General features: G+C 70.4%; 13 protein-coding genes. 11 read left to right on the top strand and 2 right to left on the bottom strand.

Annotated features, from left to right (window positions below; genetic code table 11):
• Nucleotides 1-13: 13 nt before the first annotated feature.
• The gene (locus tag FHS38_RS20955) at nt 14-2320 is read right to left on the bottom strand and encodes an NHL repeat-containing protein (RefSeq protein ID WP_184735566.1); all 2307 of its coding nucleotides are present in this window, start codon (nt 2318-2320) and stop codon (nt 14-16) included.
• Nucleotides 2321-3983: 1663 nt separating this feature from the next.
• Here FHS38_RS20955 and FHS38_RS20950 point away from each other — a divergent pair.
• The 3 genes from FHS38_RS20950 (at nt 3984) to FHS38_RS20940 (ending at nt 7307) form a co-directional block, all read left to right on the top strand.
• Nucleotides 3984-5342 carry a glycosyltransferase gene (locus FHS38_RS20950; protein ID WP_184735564.1) on the top strand — a complete coding sequence of 453 codons (1359 nt, stop codon included), beginning with the start codon at nt 3984-3986 and terminating at the stop codon, nt 5340-5342.
• Nucleotides 5343-5438: 96 nt separating this feature from the next.
• Nucleotides 5439-6539, top strand: a complete 1101-nt coding sequence (locus FHS38_RS20945; protein WP_184735562.1) for a calcium:cation antiporter — start codon at nt 5439-5441, stop codon at nt 6537-6539.
• Nucleotides 6540-6623: 84 nt separating this feature from the next.
• Entirely contained in the window at nt 6624-7307 is a 684-nt protein-coding gene (locus FHS38_RS20940) for an alpha/beta fold hydrolase (protein WP_184735560.1), read from the top strand.
• A 42-nt stretch (nt 7308-7349) separates the two neighbouring features.
• On the opposite strand, the gene FHS38_RS20935 is transcribed toward FHS38_RS20940, so the two are convergent.
• Nucleotides 7350-8825, bottom strand: a complete 1476-nt coding sequence (locus FHS38_RS20935) for a UDP-N-acetylmuramoyl-L-alanyl-D-glutamate--2,6-diaminopimelate ligase (RefSeq protein WP_184735558.1) — start codon at nt 8823-8825, stop codon at nt 7350-7352.
• 907 nt (nt 8826-9732) lie between these two features.
• Here FHS38_RS20935 and FHS38_RS20930 point away from each other — a divergent pair.
• The 8 genes from FHS38_RS20930 to FHS38_RS20895 all read left to right on the top strand — a co-directional run bounded on the left by FHS38_RS20930 (nt 9733) and on the right by FHS38_RS20895 (nt 23368).
• Complete coding sequence (locus FHS38_RS20930; RefSeq protein WP_184735557.1) at nt 9733-11583, top strand: phage tail sheath C-terminal domain-containing protein; 1851 nt, start codon at nt 9733-9735, stop codon at nt 11581-11583.
• A gap of 7 nt (nt 11584-11590) precedes the next feature.
• Nucleotides 11591-12115, top strand: coding sequence for a contractile injection system inner tube protein (locus FHS38_RS20925; protein ID WP_087924793.1), 525 nt, complete (start codon nt 11591-11593; stop codon nt 12113-12115).
• Between the two features lie 11 nt (nt 12116-12126).
• A complete protein-coding gene (locus FHS38_RS20920) occupies nt 12127-12858 on the top strand; it encodes a T4 family baseplate hub assembly chaperone (protein ID WP_184735555.1) in 732 nt (243 codons plus the stop codon).
• Nucleotides 12851-13585 (top strand): hypothetical protein, encoded by a 735-nt coding sequence (locus FHS38_RS20915; RefSeq protein WP_184735553.1) that lies wholly within the window; start codon nt 12851-12853, stop codon nt 13583-13585. Before FHS38_RS20920 ends, FHS38_RS20915 begins: the two co-directional genes overlap by 8 nt.
• Nucleotides 13582-14856 carry a Pvc16 family protein gene (locus tag FHS38_RS35535; RefSeq protein ID WP_229822615.1) on the top strand — a complete coding sequence of 425 codons (1275 nt, stop codon included), beginning with the start codon at nt 13582-13584 and terminating at the stop codon, nt 14854-14856. Before FHS38_RS20915 ends, FHS38_RS35535 begins: the two co-directional genes overlap by 4 nt.
• A 69-nt stretch (nt 14857-14925) precedes the next feature.
• Entirely contained in the window at nt 14926-16911 is a 1986-nt protein-coding gene (locus FHS38_RS20905; RefSeq protein WP_184735551.1) for an ATP-binding protein, read from the top strand.
• The gene (locus tag FHS38_RS20900) at nt 16902-17228 is read left to right on the top strand and encodes a hypothetical protein (protein WP_184735549.1); all 327 of its coding nucleotides are present in this window, start codon (nt 16902-16904) and stop codon (nt 17226-17228) included. Before FHS38_RS20905 ends, FHS38_RS20900 begins: the two co-directional genes overlap by 10 nt.
• Nucleotides 17225-23368 carry an eCIS core domain-containing protein gene (locus tag FHS38_RS20895; RefSeq protein WP_184735547.1) on the top strand — a complete coding sequence of 2048 codons (6144 nt, stop codon included), beginning with the start codon at nt 17225-17227 and terminating at the stop codon, nt 23366-23368. Before FHS38_RS20900 ends, FHS38_RS20895 begins: the two co-directional genes overlap by 4 nt.
• Nucleotides 23369-23381 lie beyond the last annotated feature (13 nt).

Here is a 23381-nt window from a genome sequence, read left to right as displayed (position 1 = left end):
CACTCCTGTCTGGTCAGAGGACGCGGGCGGAGAGCGGTACGGGTGCGAGGCGGCCGATGACGGCCTTGCCGTCGTCGGGCTGGGTGCCCGGTGTCGCGGTGGGCAGTGCCCTGACGGCGAGGGTGTGGATGAGGGAGGACTTGTCGGTGGTCCCGGTGTTCAGATGGGGGTTGGAGCGGATGACGAGCGTCCTGCCGCTGTCCTCGAGCCGGGTGTCGAGGTTGCCGGTGACGTACGGCTTGGTGTTGTAGTAGCCGTAGGAGGCGCCCCCGGTGAATGCGAACCCGGTGGGCGCGGTGATGCGTTGTTCGATGGTGCCGGGGTTGACCGGCTGGTTGTTGAGCGAGCGGATCTCGAGGTTGAACTTCGTGGTCTGGCCCGGTGCCGCCGCGGGCACCGACGCCTGGACCACGCGCAGTGCGCTCTCGTCCTGCGAGCCACCGGTGACCTTGCCGGAGATCTGGACCGGGGTATGCCTGCCGACGCTGGCCGAGCCGTTGTCGTACTGTCCGGGAGCGGCGTCGGGCAGGGCTTGGACCGGGATGGTGTAGATCATCGAGCCGGCGTCACTGGTCGTGGTGTTGACGTGCGGGTTCGCTGTGATGATCAGGGTCCGGCCGCCGTCCTCGATCCGGTGACCGAGATTCCCCGAGACGATGCCGTGAACGGTTTCGTAGTAGGCGTATGTGGGCTGCCCGGTGAAGGCGAAACCTGTCGGGGCCGTGAAGCGCTGGGTGATCGTACCGGGGTTGACCGGCTGCCCGGTGGGTGAGGTGTAGCGCACGTCGAAGCTGGTCCGTTGGCCGGGCGCGACCTCGGGGACGGTGTCCTGGTAGATCGTCAGCGCCGTCTCGTCCGCGACCGGTGCGGGCACCGTGACCGTGATCGGGAGCGTGTAAGTGTTGTCCTTGAGGTTGAGGTCGCCGCTGTACTGGATCTCCAGCGTGCAGGTGTACAGGCCCGGAGGTGTGGAGTCCGGTGCACTGACCCGGAAGACACCGTCCAACGTGCCCTGGTGGGGAACGAGTTGCTGTCCGGTGAAGGTGCGGGTGAGACGTCGGCCCGTGGTGCCGGGTCCGCCGAGCAGGCCGTCGGCCAGAGTCAGGACCACGGTGACGTACCGGCCGTCGGCCGGGTTCGGCCCGCGGTTCCCGACGCGGGCGCCGACGTCGAACTCCTCACCGCGTTGCACCCGGTACGGGCTGACCACGTCTCCGTGCAGGTCGGCGGCCGGTGGCAGCGGCGGGGTCAGCTGCGCCACACCCGTGACGCCGCGAACGCGATGGTTGTTGTAGTCGGCGATGTACAGGTTCCCGGCACGGTCCAGCGCCACGCCCTGGGGGAAGTAGATCCGAGTGCCCGCGGCGGGCCCGCCGTCGTCCACGTACCCGGCCGTGCCGTTGCCCGCGACGGTCGTGATGATGCCGTCCGGGCCGACCCGCCGGATGCGGTGGTTGTTCGCGTCGGCGATGTAGAGGTTTCCGGCCTCGTCCACCGCCACCTTCCGGGGCGAGTTGAGCTGGGTGGCGATGGCCGGACCGCCGTCCGAGACGAACCCGGCGGTGCCGTTGCCCGCGACCGTGGTGATGATGCCGCTGGGGGTGACCTTGCGGACCCGGTGGTTGCCGTGCTCCGCGATGTAGAGGTTGCCCTCGCGGTCGAAGGCCAGCCCGTCGGGGTAGTGGAGCCGGGTGGCGATGGCGGGTCCGCCGTCGGAGACGTACCCGGCGGTGCCATTGCCTGCGACGGTGGTGATGATGCCGCTCCGGTTCACCTTCCGGACGCGGTGACCGTCCCACTCACTGATGTAGAGGTTGCCCTCGCGGTCCAGGGCCACCCCGTGCGGGTGGTGGAGCCGGGTGGCGATGGCGGGTCCGCCGTCGGAGACGTACCCGGCCTCGCCGTTGCCCGCGACCGTGGTGATGATGCCGCTCGGCGACACCTTGCGCACCCGCTGGTTGTAGATGTCCGGGAAGTAGACGTTGCCCGCGTCGTCGACCGCCACGTCCACGGGCTGGTGGAGCCGGGTGGCGATGGCGGGTCCGCCGTCGGAGACGTACCCGGCCTCGCCGTTGCCCGCGACCGTGGTGATGATGCCGCTGGGTGCGACCTTGCGGACCCGGTTGTTGAGCCGGTCGGCGAAGTACAGGTTGCCGTTCTTGTCGACGGCCACGCCTTCGGGATAGTTGAGCCTGGTCAGTGCGCCCGGCCCGCCGTCGGAGACGTACCCGGCCGCGCCGTTGCCCGCCACCGTGGCGATGGCGCCTTCGGCTATACCCGCGGGTTGCGGGCCGGTTCCGGCGCTGCTCGTGGTTGCCATGAGTCGGTGCTCCTGTCTCTGGTCGGTGACTTGAGCGCTCAGCGGCAGGGAGACGGACCGACGGCCGATGGCTTGGGTCGTCGGCCTACCGTGCCGGGTGCGGCTACGGGCATGGGCCGCCCGTCCGCCCCTGCGGGGATTGCACTGCGAGTGGGGTTGATTCGTCGCACCCGATATCCCTCCCGTGTCCGCGAATTCCTTTTGAGCGGCAGCGGAGATCTTCGGACCACGGGTACCCACGAGTCGGGTGAGGTCGAATTGGACGTGATCCGTCCGTTCGGTGTCGGCAGTGGGGCACCAGGACCAGTACGCCGAGGACGGCAGCCTCCTCCTGAATTCCGCCCGGGTTCGTGATGGCTGAAATGGAGCGGGCGGGCACCGGAGCGAAGGCGCCGTGCGGAATAGGATTCGGGAGGTGAGCTCGGGGGGTGTCCGTGCGAGGCCTCCTCGCTCGTGGTGCGGACCAACGAGCTCGGGTGACTTGCCACCGCAAAGGTGAATTCCGGGCGCTGACGGCCAAGTCCTGCCGTCGTCCGGACGGTGCGCCGGATCGAAACCATCCGGTTTCGTCGGTGCGCGGCCACCGGAACGAGCGCGGGCGGAATTCCGTTCGATTTAATGTGAATCGGAATCGTATCGGGCGGTCGCCGACTCATGCTACCGACCGGTCCGATCACGGTGCCGGTCGCCGGTATCCGCCGGCCCGTCACGCCCTGGGCGACGACCACGTGGGCCACCGACACACGCAGCCGGAAGCAGGAGAGTGCATTCCGGATCGCCTCACCATGTCGGCCGGTCTTGAGGAGAGCCGGATCCCTCCACGTCTGCCGATTCGATTCCGGGGAGGCCGGCAGGGGGGCGATGGCCTCCGGCCGGGTGCCCACGACCTTTGTGGTGTGCTGTCGGCCGTTCAACGTCCCAAGCTCTCCGTCCGTCGCGGCGTGAAAAAGAGCGGCCCGTCAGGATGGCAGCCCGAAGGAAGGATGGCGCACAGAATCCACCGCCCTCGCTTAGCAGTGCTGAAGGCCGGGCAAAGGCAGGGAAGTTGAAATGGATACCTGTCACTCATGGTGTGGAGTGCGGTCCGCCGATGAAGTTAACTGCTCGCGCGCGCGGCGTGCAACGGGCTCGATTCGGCGTGATTGGCCGGATCCGCACCGTGTCCGTATTTACCGGGCGGAAACCCCTTGGTGTGCCTGGCGGGCGGGGAATCCGGATACCTCCGGGGTCGGCGCGAAACTGCCCTCCGGTGCCCTATAGGCGTTGTGGTGGGGTCTGGTCACCGGCCCTTTCCTGGGCGAGAGTGGTCGGACTCTCTTCCCCCCTGCGCAGAGGATGCGCCCATTGGTGCCCGGAGGTGCCGCCGCACTATGTACACGGGATTCACCTGGCCGCTGGTCGGCGGCATGGCGGCCACCCGTGTCGGGGGAGGCGGCGCGCCCGGTCGCGGCGCACTCCTGGCGGCGATCGGTGCGGCAGCGCTGCCCTTGGGCTTCGTCCTGGGGCGGGAGATACAGCGTCGCATCACCGGGAGCGTCTGGATGGCTGAACCCGCCCCGGAGAAGGGCAACGACCTTTCTGTGGTACCCGCGCCCCCGTACTCGGCTCCCGCAGTCCCTGTAGGGCCGCCCTCATGGCGACGTCAGAAGTGGGAGGCCCGCCGGTGAGACACAGGCTGCTGAAGGCCGTTGACACGATCGGCCTTGCCGTCATCGGCATGTCCGCGGGCTACCTCGCCCTCGCCATGGGTGCGGGGCTCATCGAACTGCGCCGTCAGAAAGCCGCGTTACGGGTCCAGGGCGACACCGTCTACGGCAGTCCGCATCTGGGCCGCCGTGACCGCCGGCATCTGTACGCCCTCATCCCGTGCCTCAACGAGGAGTCCGTGATCGGCACGACGGTCACCGGGCTGCTCGGCCCGCGTACCACGGTCGTGGTCATCGACGACGGCTCGGACGACGCCACCGGGCAGGAGGCCGAGCGGGCCGGCGAGGAGGCGCGGGCGGCGGGGCGGCCGGGCGAGGCGGTCGTGCTGCGCCGGGAGCTGCCGAACGCCCGGCAAGGCAAGGGCGAAGCCCTCAACCACGGGATCCGGCGGATCCGCGAGAGCGTCGCGGCGCGCGGCCAGGACCCCGGCGAGGTGGTCGTGTGCGTGATGGACGCGGACGGCCGTCTGTCGGACCGGGCGCTGAGCCACGTCCTGCCGCTCTTCGACGACCCCCGCGTCGGCGGCGTGCAGCTCGGTGTGCGCATCCGTAACCGCCGCGGAAACTTCCTGACGTGGTTTCAGGACTACCAGTTCTGGGCGATGGCCGCGGTCACCCAGTTCGGCCGCAACCTCACGTCGACCGTCAGCCTCGGCGGCAATGGACAGTTCACCCGGCTCTCCGCCCTGGACGGCCTGGGGGACCGCCCCTGGTCACGATCGCTGACCGAGGATCTGGACCTGGCCATCAGCCTCGCCGCACGGGGGTGGCGACTGCGCACCACCGCCCATGCCTCCGTGGACCAGCAGGGTGTCAGCGATCTGCGACGGCTCGTCCGGCAGCGGACTCGCTGGTACCAGGGCCACATGACGGCGATCCGGCGGATGGGCGAGATATGGCGGGCGCCCCGGATGCGGCACCTGGCCGCCCTGGAGATGTTCTCCTACCTGCTGGTCCCCTGGGTGCTGGACCTGCCCTGGTCGATCCTCTTCCAGTACTGCCTGATCTGGTTCATCCGCAGCCCCAATGTGCTGGTGCTGCACGGTCGGCGGGTCGCCGCCGTCAACGCGACCTGGCTGAAGTGGCCGGCCAACCTGACTGCCTGGTACCTGCTCACCTTCGCGCCCGCGCTCGCCACGTCCTGGACGTATCTGCGCCGGGACAGGGCCGTGGGTGTGGGGCGGGCCCTGGTGCTCGGGCACTCCTTCGTCGTCATGAACTACATGTCGTTCCTCTGTGCCTGGAGTGCCTTGTTCCGCATGATCCGCGGTCAGACGGGCTGGACCAAGACCGCCCGGGAGGCCGAGGCGGCCTGACGGTCGCCCGGTGGCCGGGCAAGGCGCCGGAGTGTCTGACCTATTGCGGCAACACGGGTGAAACGGATTTTCCTGGCCATCTGCGAAGCTTGACGTATGAACCATCAGCTCCGCTTGCTCGCTGTGCGCTGGCCCTTCGTCGTGCCTGCCCTGGCCGCCCTCGTACTCGCCCTGACCTGGGGGCGGTCACTGTCCGCCGGGATGGTGGCGCTGGTGAGCTGCTGTCTGGCCGGTGCGGTGCTCTCCGCGGTGCACCATGCGGAGGTGATCGCGCACCGAGTCGGCGAACCCTTCGGATCGCTGGTCCTGGCCGTCGCGGTGACCATCATCGAAGTGGCCCTCATCGTGACCCTGATGGCCGACGGCGGCGAGAAGAGCAGCTCCCTCGCCCGCGACACCGTCTTCGCCGCCGTCATGATCACATGCAACGGCATCGTGGGCCTGTCGCTGCTGGTGTGTGCGCTCAGACGCCGGGTGGCGGTGTTCAACGCCGAGGGCACCGGCGCCGCCTTCGGGACCGTGGCGACACTGGCGGGGCTGAGCCTGGTCCTGCCGACCTTCACGACGAGCACCCCGGGGCCGCGGTTCTCCTCGGCCCAGCTGGTCTTCGCCGCGCTCGCCGCGCTGATCCTGTACGGACTGTTCGTGGCGACCCAGACCGTGCGGCACCGCGACTACTTCCTGCCGGTGACGGCCGAAGGCGTGGTCATCGATGCCGACGACCATGCCGATCCGCCCTCGGCCAAGGTCGCCCTCACCAGCCTCGGGCTGCTCGCCGTCGCCTTGCTCGCGGTGGTCGGCCTGGCCAAGGGCGTGTCCCCGACGATCGAGTCCGGGGTGGCCGCCGCCGGGCTGCCCGCCTCGGTCGTCGGGGTCGTCATCGCGTTGCTGGTCCTGCTCCCCGAGACGATCGCGGCCCTGCGCGCGGCCCGCCGCGACCGCGTCCAGACCAGTCTCAACCTCGGTCTCGGTTCGGCCATGGCCAGCATCGGCCTGACCATTCCCGCCGTCGCGGTGGCCTCGATCTGGCTGGAGGGTCCGCTCGTGCTCGGCCTGGGCGCGACCCACATGGTGCTGCTGGCCCTGACGGTCGCCGTCGGCACCCTGACAGTGATCCCGGGCCGCGCGACTCCGCTGCAGGGCGGCGTGCACCTCTCCTTGCTGGCGGCTTACATCGTGCTCGCGGTCAGCCCCTGACGCGTGGCCGCGGAGGCCGTGGCAAGCGTGCGGCTTCCGGGGGCCGGGGCGACGATGGGCTTCCGAGCTCGTGAGGAGAGCCGCATGGCGACATACGTACTCATCCCCGGCGCCGACGGCCGCGCGTGGTACTGGCACTTGGTCGTGCCCGAGCTGCGTGGGCGGGGCCATGAGGTGGTGGCCGTCGATCTGCCGCAGGACAACTCCGCCGGCCTCGCCGAGTACACCGACGCCGTGGTGCGGGCGATCGGCGACGGCCGCGAGCGCGCCGACGACCTCGTCCTCGTAGCGCAGTCGCTGGCCGGATTCATCGCTCCGCTCGTCTGCGACAGCACTCCCGTCGACGGACTGGTCCTCGTCAACGCGATGGTGCCGGCCCCCGGGGAGACCGCGGGGGAGTGGTGGGCGAACACCGGCCAGGCCGGGGCCCGCGCGGCTTTCGCGGCCCGGCAGGGCCGGGACCCGGACGCGGACTTCGACCTGCTGGCCGACTTCTTCCACGACGTACCGCAGGACGTGACCGAAGAGGCCCTGGCGCAGGGCGAGGCCGGGCCGTCGGAGGCCCTCTTCGGCCAGCCCTGGCCTCTGGGCGGGTGGCCGGACGTTCCCACCCGCTTCCTCCAGGGGCGCGAGGACCGGTTCTTCCCCCTCGACTTCCAACGGCGCATCGCCCAGGAGCGACTGGGCATCGCCGTCGAGGAGATGCCCGGTGGGCATCTCCTCGCCCTGAGCCGCCCGACGGAACTCGCCGAGCGGATCTGCCGATAGCAGGCAGCCGCCATGGTGGGCGGGCCTCCACCGGGACGGTTGTCACCGCTCGGCGAGCTCGCGGACCACCGTCATGTCGTGGAAGGGCAGCAGCCGGTCGCCGGTGATCTGGTACGGCTCACTGCCCTTTCCCGCGACGAGCACGATGTCGCCGGGTTGTGCGGCGGACAGCGCGCAGTGGATCGCCGTGCGGCGGTCGGCCACCCGGTGGAAGGGCGTTCCGGTGGCGGCGAGGCCGGGGGCGATCTGGTCCAGGACGGCTTCGGGGTCTTCGCCGCGCGGGTTGTCCGACGTGAGGACGCAGAGGTCCGAGTGGTCACCGGCGATCTTGCCCATGGGGGCCCGCTTGGTGGCGTCGCGGTCCCCGCCGCAGCCGAAGACGGTGATCACCCGGCCGGTGGCGAAGCCGCGGACGGTGGTGAGGACCTTCTCCAGGGAGTCCGGCGAGTGTGCGTAATCGACGATCACGCGGATGCCGCGTGGGGTGGTGTAGCGCTCGAACCGGCCGGGGGCGGTCGGCATCCGGTCCAGGGCGCCGACGAGGGCCGGGAGGTCGTGGCCGAGCAGATGGCAGGCAGCCAGGGCCGCCAGTGCGTTGGCGATCGAGAAGCGGCCGGGTACGGGGATGGCCGCCGGGTATTTGCGGCCGTCGTGGTGGAGCGTGAACCGGCTGCCGGCGGCGTCCACGAAGAGGTCGGTCGCCCGGTAGTCGGCCGGAGTGTCCAGGCCGTACGTGGTCACGGCGCCGGGCATGAGGGCGTGGATCCCGGAGCCGACGGGGTCGTCGGCGTTGACGACCGCCCGGTCGCACAGCCCCTTGAAGAGGCTGAGTTTCGCGTTCTTGTAGTTCTCCATGGTTCCGTGGTCGTCGAGGTGGTCCTGGGTCAGGTTGGTGAAGACACCGACGTCGATGAACGCCTGGTCCAGCCGCCGCTCCAGCAGACCCATGGACGTGGCTTCCAGAACCACGCTGCTCGCGTGCCGGTCGCGCATGTGGCCCAGGAGATACTGGAGGTCCGGCGACTGCGGCGTGGTCAGCACCGTTCGTGGCATCGGAATGTCCTGCCCGCCGATCCGGCTGCCCGAAGTGCCGATGACGCCCACCTCCGCGCCTTCGGCGATCCGCAGAACCGACTCCACCATGAACGAGACGGACGTCTTGCCGTTCGTTCCCGTGATAGCCACGACGTCCATGGCCCGGCCGGGGTCGCCGTGATAGCGGGAGGCGGCGACCGCGGTGGCCGCCCGGATGTCCGCCACCCGCACCACGCACACCCGCGCGGGTGGCCCCGGAGCAGGCAACGGAGTGTCGTCTTCGGTCAGGACGGCCACCGCTCCCTGTCGCAGCGCTCGTTCGACGAGGCCCGGGCCGCCGCCCTCGTGGCCGGGGACCGCGATGTAGAGCGACCCGGGCGCGACCTGGGCGGCATCGAAGGTCATCCCCGCGCTGATCGGCGTTCCCGGGTCTCCCTGGAGTACGTGGTGGTGGTGTCCGTCGAGCAGTGCGCTCAGTTTCATGACTGTCCCCTTGGAGGCGGCCGACGGCGCACCGCGCGCGGGGCCCGGCCTGATGGCAGGGCTGACGGTGATCCGGAAACCGCATGGGTGGCCGTGGCCCGGCGACGCCGGGAAACGTACTGACCGCCGGATGCGGCCTCTCGGCGCACGTGCGGGGCACGTGCGGAGGGAGCCGGGCGCCGGCGGTGCTACGGGTGAAGGAGAGCGGGCCCCGCAGGGGGGATATCTGCGTGCGAGCCTTGGGCCGGACCGGCAGGGCTTCGCTACCTGTCCACTGCCGCACGGGCTGCGGCATGCGACCCGTCGACGGGACCGGCCCCCGATTCCCGGGGCGGCTGAAACCCGAGTGGCCGGATCATCCGGTCCGGCTGGGGAGGGGGCGAACAGGTGGCCGGGCGGAGCAGGGACCTGCCCGACACCACTGCAGTGTACGTCGCGGTGTGGGCGGGAACGGTCGGCTCGACGCGGTGGGCATCGGTCACCCGCACCCCGCTCGCGCCACCCGCCCCGCTCGCGTCGGCTGACCGGCTGCTTTCCACCGGACTCGGCCGCTTTATGCGCGGCGCGGCGCGCCCCGGATCGGAATTCAATTCTCCGCATCCGTGGATCAGGCTTGCAGGGGTGTAGATCATTTCCCAACTGATCTATGGGGAAGCGCACTTGAAGAAAATGCAGATTCTTTTCAGATCTTGACGCATGCTTCGAGTTCCGCTCATGATGGGCACGCGCAGAGGCACCAGGAGTCCCAAGCGGGTGCTTGAGTCCCTCGCGACATGGAGTCGCGAGGTTTATGGCGGGGAACGTCCTATTTTGCATTCGCATGCGCGACGCTGCACGGCGCGCCGAACGCTGAAAAACGATCAGCTCCCCTTCATATCTCTTGGCGTCCGGAGGAAATGGAGGGTCAATGCCGGTGCAACCGACCTATCCCGGCGTCTACATCGAAGAACTTCCCAGCAGCGTCCGCACCATCACGGCCGTCAGCACGTCCGTGGCGGCTTTCCTCGGGCACACCCGCCGGGGCCCGGTCAACCGGCCGGTGACCATCACCAGCTTCGCGGACTACGAGCGCCGGTTCGGCGGTCTCGCCTCGGACAGCGCGGTCAGCTATGCCGTCCAGCAGTTCTTCCTCAACGGGGGATCGGTCGCGGTCGTCGTACGGGTGGGCGCCGCCGGGACCGGCAAGTCCGCCGGTGTGACGCTGACGTCGAGCGAGACCGAGGCGGCCGCCGACGCGCTGGGGCTGACCGCCAAGGAGCCGGGCGTATGGGGCTCCGGGCTGCGCGTCGCGATCGACTACGACACGCCGAAGCCGAAAGAGACCTTCAACCTGCACGTTTTCGACAGTGCGGGCGGTTCGCGGGAATCCTTCACCGGAATCTCCATGGATCCGGCCCACCCTCGTTACGTGAAAGCCCTGGTGGATTCCGCTTCTTCCCTGGTCCAGGTGACTTTGGCCCGGGGCGGCCGCCCCGACCCCGTGGGAACGGTTTCCAAGCCGTTCGGGGAGCGGCTTCCGGATTTGACCTCGGCGATCGACATGAAAATCGGTGCGGTCAAGCACACATTCAAGATCTACGATCCGCAGGCCGACGGCGACGCGCCACCGAAATCCGTGCCGCAACTCGCCCTCTTACTGGAACGCAAACTGCGGGCCCTTCCCGACGCCCCGGGCAAGCGGGCCTTCGCGGGCACCCGGGTCACCGCGTTCGGGCAGCGGCTCCAGGTCGTCGCGGGCTCCCTCGACAAGGACGACGTGGTCCACTTCAGCGGCGACGCCGCGGGACCGCTCGGCCTCGAGGACTTCGCCCGGCCGCCCGCCTTCGTCCTCGACGGCGGTCAGGACGCGAGCCCGCCGGGACCGACCGACCTGATCGGCAGCGAGGCCGGGAAGACCGGTATCAACGCCCTCCGCGAGGTCCAGGACGTCAACCTCCTCATCCTGCCCGAGGTGGCGGCCTACACCAACGTCGACGACGCCGCGACCGTCCTGTCCGCCGCCGTGGCCCTGTGCCAGGAGAAGCGGATGTTCCTGGTGGCCGACGCGCCCGCTTCCTGGCGGAGCATCGACGCCGCACGGGCCGGCCTGCCCATGTTCGAGTCCGTTCCCGGCCCGCACGCGGCCCTGTACTTCCCGCACCTGGAGATGGTCGACCTCGTCACCGGGCGGCTCCGTGCCTTCCCGCCGTCGGGCGCCGTCGCCGGGGTCATGGCCCGCACGGACAGCGAGCGCGGGGTGTGGAAGGCACCGGCCGGCACTGAGGCCCGGCTCGCCGGGGTACGGGCGCTCACCGTGCCGATGACCGACCGGGAGAACGGGCTGCTCAACCCCGTGGCGCTCAACTGCCTCCGTTCCTTCCCCGTCGTCGGCCCGGTGATCTGGGGCGCGCGGACCCTGGCGGGGGCGGACGTCCTCGCCTCCCAGTGGAAGTACGTACCGGTCAGACGCTTGGCGCTGATGCTCGAGGAGAGCCTGTACCGCGGCACCAAGTGGGTCGTATTCGAGCCCAACGACGAGCGCCTGTGGTCGCAGATCCGGCTCAACATCGGCGCGTTCCTGCACACGCTCTTCCAGCAGGGAGCGTTCCAGGGCACGGCCGCGCGCGAGGCGTACTTCGTCAAGTGCGACAAGGACACCACCACGCAGGACGACATCAACCGCGGCGTGGTGAACGTCGTGGTCGGATTCGCTCCGCTCAAGCCCGCGGAGTTCGTGATCGTCAAGATCGAGCAGATGGCCGGACAGATCGAGGTATAGGAGCTCCATGGCCGAGTTCACGGTCAACGCGCAGCGGTTCGACCCGTACAAGAACTTCAAGTTCCTGGTCGTCTGGGACGGGCGCGTCGTCGCAGGCGTCAGCAAGATCAGTCCACTCAAGCGCACCACCGAGGTGGTCAAGCACCGCAACGGAGGCGACGCCAGCTCTCCGCGCAAGTCACCGGGGCGCACCGAGTTCGAAGCCGTCACATTGGAACGCGGCGTCACCCACGACACCGAGTTCGACCGCTGGGCGAACAAGGTGTGGATGGTCGGCGCGGGCCGCGGCTCCGAGGTGTCCCTGGCCGACTTCCGCAAGGACATCGTCATCCAGGTGCTCAACGAGGCGGGTCAGGTCGCGGTCTCCCACAAGCTCTACCGCGCCTGGATCAGCGAGTACCAGATCGTCGGTGAACTGGACGCGAACGCCAACGCGGTCGCGATCCAGAGCCTCAAGCTCGAATGCGAGGGCTGGGAGCGTGACTACGAGGTCCCCGAGCCGGAAGAGCCCTCGTACCAGCAGCCGGCCTAGGCCGGTCACGGATGGAACACCTGGAGGCCGGGGCGCTGCTCGCCGCGTGGGAGGCGGGACTCGCGTCCGACGACGGCGGGCGCGCCCTGCTCCTGCACGGGCTCGCCCGCCCGGGTTCCGAGGCCGGGGAACTGCTCTCGGTGCCGGTGGGACAGCGTGACGCCGAGCTGTTCGCCGTCCGGCGGGCGCTGTTCGGGGCGCGACTGGAGGTGCGCACCGACTGCGCCGAGTGCGGGGAGGAGATGGAGTTCGAGTTCGACGCGGGCGGTCCGGGCACCGCCGGCGACGTGCCCGCCGAGCCGATCCGCGTCGAAGTGGGGGAGTGGGTGGTCGAGTTCAGACTGCCCACCCCCGCCGACCTCGCCGCGGTCGAGGCCGTACCGGACGACCGGGCCAGAGCCGCGCTGCTGGCCCGGTGCACCCTCCGGTCCGAGCGCGGCGGACAGGACGCGACGGACCGGCCCCTGCCCGAACACGTGCAGCGGCGGATCGCCGCGGTCTCCGAGGAGTCCGACCCGTTCGCCGACGTGACACTCAACGTCGCCTGCCCGGCGTGCGGGAAGACGACCCAGGCCGAACTCGACATCGCCTCCTACCTGTGGGCCGAGCTGGACGCCTGGGCCCGCGACACCCTCCTGGACGTCCATCTGCTCGCCACCGCGTACGGCTGGAGCGAACCGGAGATCCTGGCGCTCAGCCCGCTGCGGCGCCGCTACTACCTGGAGCTGTGTGCGGATGCCTGACTTCTTCGACCGCCTGCTGGCGCGCCACGTGCCCGGCCGGCAGGGCACGCCGACCGCCGTGGCGAGGCTGCGCCCGCGCCTGCCAGGACCGTTCGAACGGATCGAGACGGCCGGGACCGACGCACCCGGGCCGACCGCCGGCCCCCCGCCCGCTCCCGGCGCCGCCCGGGCCGCCGGGCCCTCACCCGTACCCGCCCCGTCACGACCGGCCCCACCAGCCGCTCCGCCCGCGCCCTGCGCGACGACGCCGGCCCCGCAGCGCCCCGCCCCCGCGGTACGCCTCGTTCCCGCGCGGCCCCTGCTCGTCGCCCCGCCCCTGCCACCGGCCGCCACCGCCGCACCGAACGGCGAACGGACGCCGGGCGGGCACACCGGCGCCGCACACCCGGCCGCCACCGGCAGGCCCTTGGGAAGAACCACCCGGAATCCCACCCCACCGGCCTCCCGGCCCTCCACGCCGAAACCCGGCACCCCCGCCGTCTCGGCCGCCCGCCCCAAGCCGCCGCAGCGGCCCGCCGACACCACGACCGTCGGAGACCGGCGCCGGCGTCAGAAGCCACCCGAGCGGGTCGTCCACGTCAGCATCGGCCGCCTGGAGGTCACCGCCGGGCACCGGCAGAGCCCGGCGAAGCCGGACAGGCGCACCGGAACCGAAGACGGCGGACGACCGAAGCCCGCCATGACACTCGACCAGTACCTGGGAGCGGGAAGGGGCGGGGAGTCATGAGCAACTCGCTGGCCATCGCCACCGTCACCGAAGCGCTGCGCCTGCTCATCGCGAACTCCGTCGCCCTCGACGTCCCCTTCGCCGTCGACGTCGCCGCCATCAAACCGCCCGCCCAGCCCCCGGCCCAGCCCACGGTCACGGTCTTCCTGTACCAGGTCACGCCCAACGGGACGCTGCGCAACCGCGACACACCGACCCGTACCGGCGACGGCACCCTGCTCACCAGACCCGCCGCCGCCCTCGACCTGCACTACCTGGTCAGCTTCTACGGCGACGAGCGTGAACTCGTCGCCCAGCGACTGCTCGGCTCGGTCGTCCGTACCCTGCACGAACTCCCCACCCTGCCCAAGGAGTTGATCGACGAGGCCGTGGCCTCGCCGTTCCTCGTGGGCAGCGACCTCGCGGCGGCACCCCAGCGGGTGCGGTTCACCCCCTCGCAGATGGACGTGGACGACGCCTCGAAGCTCTGGTCGATGCTCTTCCAGACCCCCTACGCGCTGTCCCTGACCTACCAGGGCACCGCCGTCTTCATCGAGGGCAGGCAGGAACCCATGGCCGGGAAGCCGGTCCTGCGCCGCACCGTGCGAGCCATCCCGACCCGACAGCCGCTCATCGACCGGCTGCTGTCCCGCCCCGCCGGATCACCCCCGGGCACCGAACCGGTGGAGGGACCGGTGCCGGCGGGCCACGAACTGGTCGCCCGCGGCACGGGGCTGCGCGCCGACCGCGTCTCCGCCCGGGTGGGCGGCCGCGAGCTACCGCTCGACGCCGACAAGGTACGCGACGACCAGGCCGTCATCCGGGTGCCGGACGACCTGCCGCCCGGAGTCCACCCGGTGCAGCTGCTGCACGCCGTCAACCTGGGCATCCCGGCGACACCGCACTGGGGCCTGGAATCCAACGCCGCCACGTTCGCCCGCCGCCCCGGCATCACCGGCCCCATCGGCGTCGAGGGCCGCGCCGGCGACGACGAGGTCTCGGCCGTCCTCGTCCTCGACCTCGACATGCCGCTCCGCGCCGACCAGCGGGTGCTGCTCCTGCTCGACGAGAAGCAGCCACCCCCGGGCAGGCGCGCCGCCGGATACCAGTTCCGTGCGCCCTTCCCGCTCGGCGAGCGGCCCGACCCGAAACGCCTGAGGATCGCGATCGCCCGCGTACGCCCGGTCGCCTACCTGGTCCGGGTCCAGGTCGACGGGGTGCCGAGCACCCTCACGTTCTCGGACGAGGGGACCTTCGACGGACCGGCGGTCGACCTCGGCGAGACGCGCTGACGGGGGCCGGACGGTGACGAGACGGGGGACCGGGACCGGGCGGCGCACCGCGACACGTCGGGGGCGGACATGAACGAGCGGCACGGCGCACACCAGCGGGCGCTCGCCGCCGCCGTGGAGGCGGTGCTACGACGCCTGGACGCGCACGCCTCCGCGCGCCCGCGCGCCGGGACCCGCACCGCCCCGGACGCACCGACCGGCGAACCCGCCACCGAGCACGCAGGGGGATCCGTCTCCCCGCCCGCCCCGGCGAGCGGCGTCCCGTCCTTCGACGCCCTGACGGTCGTTGTCTCCTGCCTCGGCCTGTCCCCCTTCGAACGCGATGTGCTGGTCCTCGCCGCCGCGGCCGAGACCGCCCCGACCACCGGCCCCCGCTGCGCCGCCGCCTGCGGCGACCCGGCCCGCCCCCACCCCACCTTCGCCCTCGCGCTCGCCGCCCTCGACGACCCGCACTGGAGCGCGCTGACCCCCGTCGGGCCGCTCCGCCGCTGGCGGCTGATCGAGCTCGACGACGAAACCTCCCCGACGACGTCACGATTACGCCTGGACGAGCGCATCCTGCACTTCCTGGTCGGCGTGCCCTACCTGGACGTACGCCTGCACGGACTGCTCAGACACCGGGCTCCCGGCCAGGAGGAGCTGCCCCCCGGCCACCAGGACGCCGCCGAGAGCATCGCCCGCGCCTGGTCCGGTGCCGATTTCGACGGGCCGCCGCACACCGAACTCGTCGGCGCGGACCGCGCCACCCGCTGGGACATCGCCGCCACCGCCGCCGACCGAGCGGGCCTGGCCCTGTACACCGCCGCCGCGGACGACCTGCCCACCGAGCCCGCCGAACGGGACCGGCTCGCCCGGCTCTGGCAGCGCGAGGCCATCCTCCTGCCGGCCGCCCTCCTCGTCGAGGGCGGCGACCGGGCGGGCGAACGCCGCGGCACGGCCGAGGCGTTCCTCGCCGAGCTGCCCGTACCCGTGATCGTCTCCAGCGACGAACCCCAGCCGGGCGGCACGGCCCGCCGCGAACGCGTCACCGCCCACCCCCTCACCCCCGACGAGCAACTGCGGCTGTGGACAGGCGCACTCGAAGGCGTCGTCGGCATCCGCGAACAGGACGTGCGTGACCTCGTCGCCCAGTTCTCGCTGCCCGCCCATGTCATCCGCTCGGCGGGCGCGGCGGTGCGTCGCGCCCCCGAGGGCGATGTCAAGAAGCTGGCGTGGCGAGCGGGCCTGACCGAGGCGCGCATGTCCCTGGACGAACTCGGCCGCCGGATCGAACCCCGCGCCGGATGGGAGGACCTCGTCCTCGCCGACCGCCAGCGCGAGGCGCTGAGAGAAGCCGTGGCCCACGTGCGCCGACGCGCCACCGTCTACCAGGAATGGGGCTTCGAGGCGGTGCTGCGGCGCGGCCTCGGCGTGACCGCCCTGTTCGCCGGGGGCTCGGGAACGGGCAAGACACTCGCCGCCGAGGTCGTCGCGGGCGAACTGGGCGTCGACCTGTTCGTCATCGACCTCTCCCAGATCGTCAGCAAGTACATCGGCGAGACCGAGAAGAACCTGCGGAGGGTCTTCGACGCCGCCGAGCGCGGTGGTGCCCTGCTGCTTTTCGACGAGGCCGACGCGCTGTTCGGCAAGCGCAGCGAGGTCAAGGACAGCCACGACCGCTACGCCAACCTCGAGGTCAGCTACCTGCTGATGCGCATGGAGGCGTACCGGGGACTCGCCATCCTGACCACCAACATGAAGCAGGCACTCGACCAGGCGTTCATGCGCCGGATCCGTTTCATCGTCGACTTCCCCTTCCCCGGGGTGCCGGAACGGGCCGAGATCTGGCGCCGTGTCATCCCCGAACAGACACCGAGCGAGGCCCTGGATCCGGAGCGGCTGGCCCAGCTGACCGTGGCGGGCGGCTCCATCAGGAACATCGCACTGTCGGCGGCGTTCCTCGCCGCCGACGAGGGCAGCCCGCTGCGGATGCGGCACATGCTGGCCGCCGCGCGCACCGAGTACGTGAAGCTGGAACGCTCGCTGACCCCGTCGGAGGTACGCGGATGGGTGTGACGGATCCGGCGCGCGATCCGGGGCGCGTCCACGTCGAGATCGGCGAGTTGGCCCTGCACGGCTTCGAGCACGTCGACCACGAACTCCTTGCCGACGCCTTCCGGCACGAACTCCACCGGCTGGTCCGGGACCGCGGTGTTCCGATCGCCGAGGACACCGGCGTCTGCCTGGACCTCGTCCGCGGTCTGCCACCGCTGCCGGCCACCGCCTCCCCGCACCGGCTGGGCGCGGCGCTGGCGCGCGCGGTGCACGCGGGGCTGACGGGCCGGGGAGACACGGGCGCGAGCCGTACGGACATCAGGGGGCGGGGCGCATGAGCCGGGTCCAGGTGTCCGCCGCTCAACAGCAGACGAACGAGGCCTCGCAGCAGCGCAAGCGCAAGGCTCGCGCGCCCAAGGCCCGCACCCCGGAACCCAAAGAGATCATCACCGGGGCCGGTCAGCCGCTCGACCTCGGACTGCGCCGCGAGCTGGAGGAGCGGCTCGGCCACGACTTCAGCCGCGTCCGTGTCCACACCGACCGCGACGCGGCACTGCTGACCGATCTGCTGGGCGCGGACGCCGTCACCGTGGGCGAGGACGTCTTCTTCGCCGAGGGCAGATTCCGCCCGGGAACGGAGGACGGCCGGCGGCTGGTCGCCCACGAACTGCTGCACACCGTCCAGGCGCCGCACCCCCTGGGCGCGTTGAAGGCGGGCCGCGACCTGGGCGCGGTGAGCATGCCGCAGGACGCGGTGGAACAGCAGGCCGAGGGCGGCGCCCGCTCGGAGCTCCCGCGCCCGGAGGTGACGCGGAACGCCACACCGGGCTGGCTGCGGTACGCACGGGTGAGCGCCGACCGGTTCCGCACCGAGCTGCTGGACCCGGCGACGCTGGTGGACCGCCTCACCGCGGGGATCCTCCGCTCGCTGCGTGGCGACCCGACGGACACGACCGGCCGGGTGAGGCAGCAACTGACGCGATTCGCACCGGAGTTGAAGGCGTCGGTGCTGGAGAGGCTCGCTCTCCGCTTGCCGTCGTCGGACCACGAGCGGCTGCTTGAGTTGGTGGAGCGGAGCGAACGCGGCCCGGCGGAGACGGACGCGGGAGTGATCCCGGGGCCGGTCACGGAACCGACGCACGAACCGGCCGAGGAGCCCGAAGTCCCGCCGAAGGATCCGCCGAAGGACCCGGCGGGGGAGAAGGGCGAGGAAGAGGAGAGGGAGAAGGAGGAGGAGAAGGAGGAGGAGGGAAAGGAAGGCAAGCAGAAGGACAAGCAGAAAGACAAGGGCAAGGACGAGAAGTCCGAGGAGGAGGCAAAGGAGGAGGAGCCCGCCAAGGACAAGGAGTCCAAGCCCCAGGCCGGGGAGACGGACCCGGCTGGAGAGAAGCGTCCGCAAGAAGCCGCTGTCGGCGCCGCCAGGGCTTTGGTGGGTGCCGAGCCACCCCGGGCAGGTGCCGCCGCGCAGGCCCCCGGTGCACCCGAGCAGCAGCGCATGGCCGGGCCGCACCGCCCTGCCGAGGGTTCCAGGCCCAAGGCCGTCGACCGGCGCCAGGACCAGCAGCCGGGTCCGGCGCGCCCTGAACAGGTGGACAAGCTTGCCGGGGCCAAGGACAGTCCGCTGGCCCGGCACGGCCTGCTCGACGACGAGAAGGGCAAGGCGGAGGACGAGCCGCTGGGCGTGGAGGCGGAGGCCGAGAAGGACGTCGAGACCCCGAAGGACGAGGAGCCGGAGGCCGCCAAGCCGGCCGGTCCGGAGCTGCGTCCGGAGGACTTCGTCCCGAGCACCGATCTCGATGTCTCGTCCGTGCCGACTGCCGACCGGCTCGACGTCTCCGCCGGTGGATCGGCGGCGCAGGAAGCACCCTCGTTCCCCGAGCCACCGAGCACCAAGGCCGACGAGATCCAGCAGGACCGGGAGAACGAGGCGGGGGAGGAAGCCGAGGAGGCACCCGAACCGCCCGCTCCCCAACAAGCCGCGGCCGACCGGCCCGCACCGGCACCCGAGGCCGATGTCTCTGCCCAGCGGGAGACCGACCGGGAGTCGGAGAGCCGCACGGCGCGGGACCTCCAGCCGGACCAGCCGGTCGAGCAGGAAGTCGGACCCGACCCCGAGGCAGGGAGGCCCGAGGCAGGCCGGCAGGGCCCGGAGGCGGAACAGGAGGCGGCGCCCGAGTCCTCGTACGGCGACGACCCCGGGCGGCAGGACGCCGAACCGGCCGCCGCCGAGGCCACGCCGACGGACGGGCGCGGCCGCGCCGAGCGGGCCCGCCCGGGACCGGGCGGCCCAGGGCCCTCGGACCCTGCCGGAGCCTCCGGCGCCATGGCGGAGACCGAGGATCCCGGCCCCGGTCTCGGGGCCATGGGTCCCGCCGCGGAGCAGGCCGAGGCACCCGGCGCCTTGGGTGCCCCCGGTGCGCAGGCCGGTCCGGATGCCTCCATGGAGGAGGGCGGTGGCGCCTGCGCCGGCGCCCCGCAGCCCACCACCGAGGAGGCCGGTGGCGGCGAGGGCGGCTGTGGCGGCGGTGGCGGTGGCGCGGGCGGCAAGGAGAAGGAGGCGGAGAAACCGGCACCTCCCGACGTCTCCGGCCAGGACCCCCAGAGCGCCCTCGCCACGGCGGGCACCCTGCCGCCCGACCAGATGGAGCCCACGCTCGACGGCGTCGACGGGGCGGTGGACCGCTCCGTCGGCGAGCAGCACGCCGCTCTGGAGGCCGACGCCCCTACCGCGCAACGTCCTTCGGGCGCCCCGCGCACGCTCTCCGGTACGCCGGAGGAGGCGGCCCCCGCCCAGCAGGTCACCGAGCACGTGGAGCGGGAGGGCGCGGAGAGCGGCAAGGAGCAGAAGAAGGCCGAGGGCGAGAAGGCCGGGGGGCCGAACCCGGCGGCCGACGTGCCCCGTCCGGCGGTCTCGGACGATCCGGCGAACCAGGTGAGTGCCCAGGACGTCCAGAACATGCAGAAGGCGGTGGGGGAGGTGCCCGTCACCGACGCCGCCCTGAACCGCACGGTCAAGGCGCCGAAGGTGCAGTTGAGCGGGGAGAGCGACCCCAGGCGCACCGACCAGCAGGCCGAGAACCTCAAGACCTCCTCGGCGAAGATCCTGGGCGTCGGCCGCGAGGACGCGGCCAAGCCTATGGGCGAGGACCAGATCTACCCGGACGTGCCCGGGGAGACGCTCCGGGGCGACGTGCCCGGGGGCGTCGGCGGCACGGGCAGTCGGCGCCGGGCCGGTGCGGCCGCCGGCGCCAAGCCGGGCGTGGCGGTCGTCGCCCAGCAGGAGCGCGGCCCGCAGATCCAGGCCGCGGTCGGCCAGGGTCAGGGCCGCATGGGCCAGGAACAGTCCCAGCAGAAGCAGGCCGAGGCCGAGGAGCGCCGCGAGAGCCAGGAGGCCCAGGACCAGGCCGTCGCCGAGAACGCCGAAGCCCAGGCGGGCGAGCGCGGCCAGGCCGCCGAGCAGGTGCGGGCCGAGCGGACGCAGTGGCAGACGGAGCAGGACGAGGAGATCGCCAGCGCCGACACCGACGCGGTGAAGGAACACGGCGAGAAGAACAAGGAGATCGACACCAAGCGCACCGACACGGACAAGGACGTCGGCAAGCGCCAGGACGAGGACAACAAGAAGATCCAGGACAACCGGAAGGAGGCGGAGGAGAAGGCCCGCAAGGAGAAGGAACGCAAGAAGGAGGAGTCCTCCGGAGCGTGGGGCTGGGTCAAGTCCAAGGTGAAGGCGGCGTTCGACGCGCTGCTGAACGTGATCACCGGGATCTTCGACTTCTTCCGCAAGATCGTCAACGGGATCATCGACAAATTCCGGGAGTTCGCGAACTGGGCGATCGAGCAGGCCAGGAAGTTCGCGGTCGAGCTGATCAAGAAGCTCGCGGACGCGCTGATCGCCATCGGCGACGTCCTGCTGGCGGCGTTCCCCGGGCTGCGGGAGAAGTTCCGGAACAAGATCCGGCAATGGCGTGACCAGGCGATAGCCAAGGTCAACGAGTGGGCCGACAAGCTCAAGGCCGCGGTCAACAAGCTCCTCGACCTGCTGGCCGCCGGCCTGAACAAACTGCTGAACCTGCTGGAGAAGGGCCTCAAGGCCGCGGTCAACATGGTCCGCGATGCCGTGGTGGCCGCCATCGACTTCGCGCAGAAGGCGATCGCGATGCTGGGCCAGTTCGCGGCGCTGGTCGCGGACATCGCCCCGGACCCGGGCGGTTGGCTGTCGAAGCTGGGCAGCGCGGCCAAGGAGGGCATCCAGAACCACCTGTGGGGCGCCGTGAAGACGGCGGTGAAGTCGTGGTTCAACGAGAAGGTCGAGTCGGTCCTCGGCCTGGGCAAGACCATCATCAACGTCCTGGTCAAGGGCTGCGTCTCGATGGCCCAGATCGGACGGATGGCCTGGCAGGCACTGGTCCAGTCATTGCCCGCCATCATCATCTCGATCGTGGTCGAGAAGGTCGTCTCGATGATCGTGCCGGCTGCCGGGGCGATCATGACGATCATTCAGGGCCTGATGGCGGCCTGGGGCACGATCAGCAAGATCATCGCCGCGTTCGGCAAGTTCTTCGGCTTCCTCAAGGCGGTCAAGGGCGGTGTGGGAGCGGCTTGCCTGTTCGCCCAGGCGGTCGCGGCGGGTGTGGTCGCGCTCTTCGAATTCATCACCAACTTCCTGCTGAGCCGCTTGAAGCTGGCGGCGAAGGGGGTCGGCGGGCGGCTCAAGGCGATGGCCCAGAAGATCATGAAGGGCCTGGCGAAGGCGACGAAGGGGCCACGGAAGGCGGCGGGGGCCGCGGTGAACCGGGCGAAGGCGAGCCTGAAACGAGCCGGCCAGGCGTTGAAGGGCCCCCGCCGGACGGGGTCCCGGCCGTCCCCCAAGAAGCGGCCGACCCGGCGTGAACGCACGCCCTCGGGCAAGGCGACCCCCGCCAAGGCCCCGGCCCGTGCGGGCCGTCCGTCGTTGGCCGGCCGTGCGCTGAACGGCGCCAAGGCGGCGGTGAAGGGTGCCTTGAAGAAGGTGGGCAACGCCGCCCGGGCGCTGGGCCGCAGGCTCAAGAACAGCAAGCTCGGGAAGTCGCTGACGAATAGTGCGAAGAGGATTCGCGAGGCGTTCAAGCGGCAGCGGGACCGTTTGCGCGAGCGGTGGAACAAGCGCAAGCAGCAGCGCGATGAGCGCAGGAAACGCGAGAACTCGCCGGAGGCGAAGGAAAAGCGGCTTGCTCGCATCGTTGCCCGTATCCGGCCCAAGATTCGGAAGCTGTTCGCCCGTGGCGTTCCCAGACCTGTGCTGAGTGCTGTTCTCGCGGGGATGCGGACCTGGTATCGGCTCTCCGCCCTCGCAATCCGAGGTGCGGAAAAGTTCGGGATCCAGGCAGTACTCAACCCAGAGGACCTAGTCCTCGAAGGGCTGAAGGTAACGATCCCTCAGCGTGAGGTCCTGGAGTTCCTGCACAAGCTTGCCATAGAAATAGAGAACAATCCTGTTATCGTCAAGGCAGGTGAGCACGTAAATATCTCCCCAAAGGAGCCGGGTGTCGTCCCTCGGCATACTGTCAGCAAGCCTGTTCCGCCTCCTGCCATTACGCGTAAGACGCGGGGAATGGACATGATTAAGCAGAGGGAGCAGGACGCCCTGGACTTTTCGGATGCTGGAGGGGAAGCCTCTCTGCGTCGGACCCAAAAGGGGAATAAGTCTGCCAAAAAGGTGGTGGTGGGTGAGGGGTTCAAATCGGCTGAACAGCTCAGCCATATCTACCTCACCAAAGAGGTCAAGGGAGAGAAGAAGGTCGGCATCGCGGAGGAATTGACTGAAAAAAATCAATGGAATGGTTTCGTGAAGTACGCCGACAACTTCTTCCGGGGGAAGCCGCAGGCCAAGGATATTCCCAGGAAGGAGCGGACCGACATGCTCAAGGCGGCGTGGCTTCTGGGCGGTCAGGAGGTGGAGCGTGATCCGCTGGCCATGGTGACGAATGCCCTGACGGTGCAAAGGTTGGTCAAGGCGAACGAGGGAGGTCGTGGAAGCGGGGAGATGGAGAAGATATTTGAGTCTCTGCCGGCGGCTTTTTCGGGATCCGAGTCCGGAGGGGAGCGGCTTGGCGAGGATCTGACCGGCGCTCGGCCCATAGAGGAGGAGAAGGCGAGTATCCGGGAGCGACGCGACCGGGATCTGGAGCGGTTGAGGCAGAAGGCGGCGGACCCCAACGCGAAGCCGGAGGACTTGGCGGAAGAGCGCAAGAAGCTGGACAATAAATACGCAAGGGACATGCGCCCCATTCGCAATGCCGGTACCCTTGCGGACCGGCACGTTAATTCCGTATCGGCCTGGATCAAGGACTTCGGCGTCGAGGGAAAGGTCGAAGCTATGGTGAGGGCCATGAATATTCAAAGCGGTCAGGAGTACGAGGCGAAGGTCAAGGAGCTGATCTTCCAAGAGGTTCGGGTAGCGGTGATAGAGATGTACACGGCCGCTCATCGGAAGTAGCTCACCTTTGCTG

Origin of the sequence: Streptomyces netropsis (assembly GCF_014203545.1) — a bacterium.
GTDB lineage: Bacteria > Actinomycetota > Actinomycetes > Streptomycetales > Streptomycetaceae > Streptomyces > Streptomyces netropsis.
This window is presented reverse-complemented; position numbering and strand designations above follow the sequence as displayed.

Excerpts from the sequence above, each read along its gene's own strand:
- FHS38_RS20955 (WP_184735566.1), bottom strand. The coding sequence starts at position 2,320 with ATGGCAACCACGAGCAGCGCCGGAACCGGCCCGCAACCCGCGGGTATA.
- FHS38_RS20945 (WP_184735562.1), top strand. The coding sequence starts at position 5,439 with ATGAACCATCAGCTCCGCTTGCTCGCTGTGCGCTGGCCCTTCGTCGTG.
- FHS38_RS20940 (WP_184735560.1), top strand. The coding sequence starts at position 6,624 with ATGGCGACATACGTACTCATCCCCGGCGCCGACGGCCGCGCGTGGTAC.
- FHS38_RS20935 (WP_184735558.1), bottom strand. The coding sequence starts at position 8,825 with ATGAAACTGAGCGCACTGCTCGACGGACACCACCACCACGTACTCCAG.
- FHS38_RS20930 (WP_184735557.1), top strand. The coding sequence starts at position 9,733 with ATGCCGGTGCAACCGACCTATCCCGGCGTCTACATCGAAGAACTTCCC.
- FHS38_RS20925 (WP_087924793.1), top strand. The coding sequence starts at position 11,591 with ATGGCCGAGTTCACGGTCAACGCGCAGCGGTTCGACCCGTACAAGAAC.
- FHS38_RS20920 (WP_184735555.1), top strand. The coding sequence starts at position 12,127 with ATGGAACACCTGGAGGCCGGGGCGCTGCTCGCCGCGTGGGAGGCGGGA.
- FHS38_RS20915 (WP_184735553.1), top strand. The coding sequence starts at position 12,851 with ATGCCTGACTTCTTCGACCGCCTGCTGGCGCGCCACGTGCCCGGCCGG.
- FHS38_RS35535 (WP_229822615.1), top strand. The coding sequence starts at position 13,582 with ATGAGCAACTCGCTGGCCATCGCCACCGTCACCGAAGCGCTGCGCCTG.
- FHS38_RS20905 (WP_184735551.1), top strand. The coding sequence starts at position 14,926 with ATGAACGAGCGGCACGGCGCACACCAGCGGGCGCTCGCCGCCGCCGTG.
- FHS38_RS20900 (WP_184735549.1), top strand. The coding sequence starts at position 16,902 with ATGGGTGTGACGGATCCGGCGCGCGATCCGGGGCGCGTCCACGTCGAG.
- FHS38_RS20895 (WP_184735547.1), top strand. The coding sequence starts at position 17,225 with ATGAGCCGGGTCCAGGTGTCCGCCGCTCAACAGCAGACGAACGAGGCC.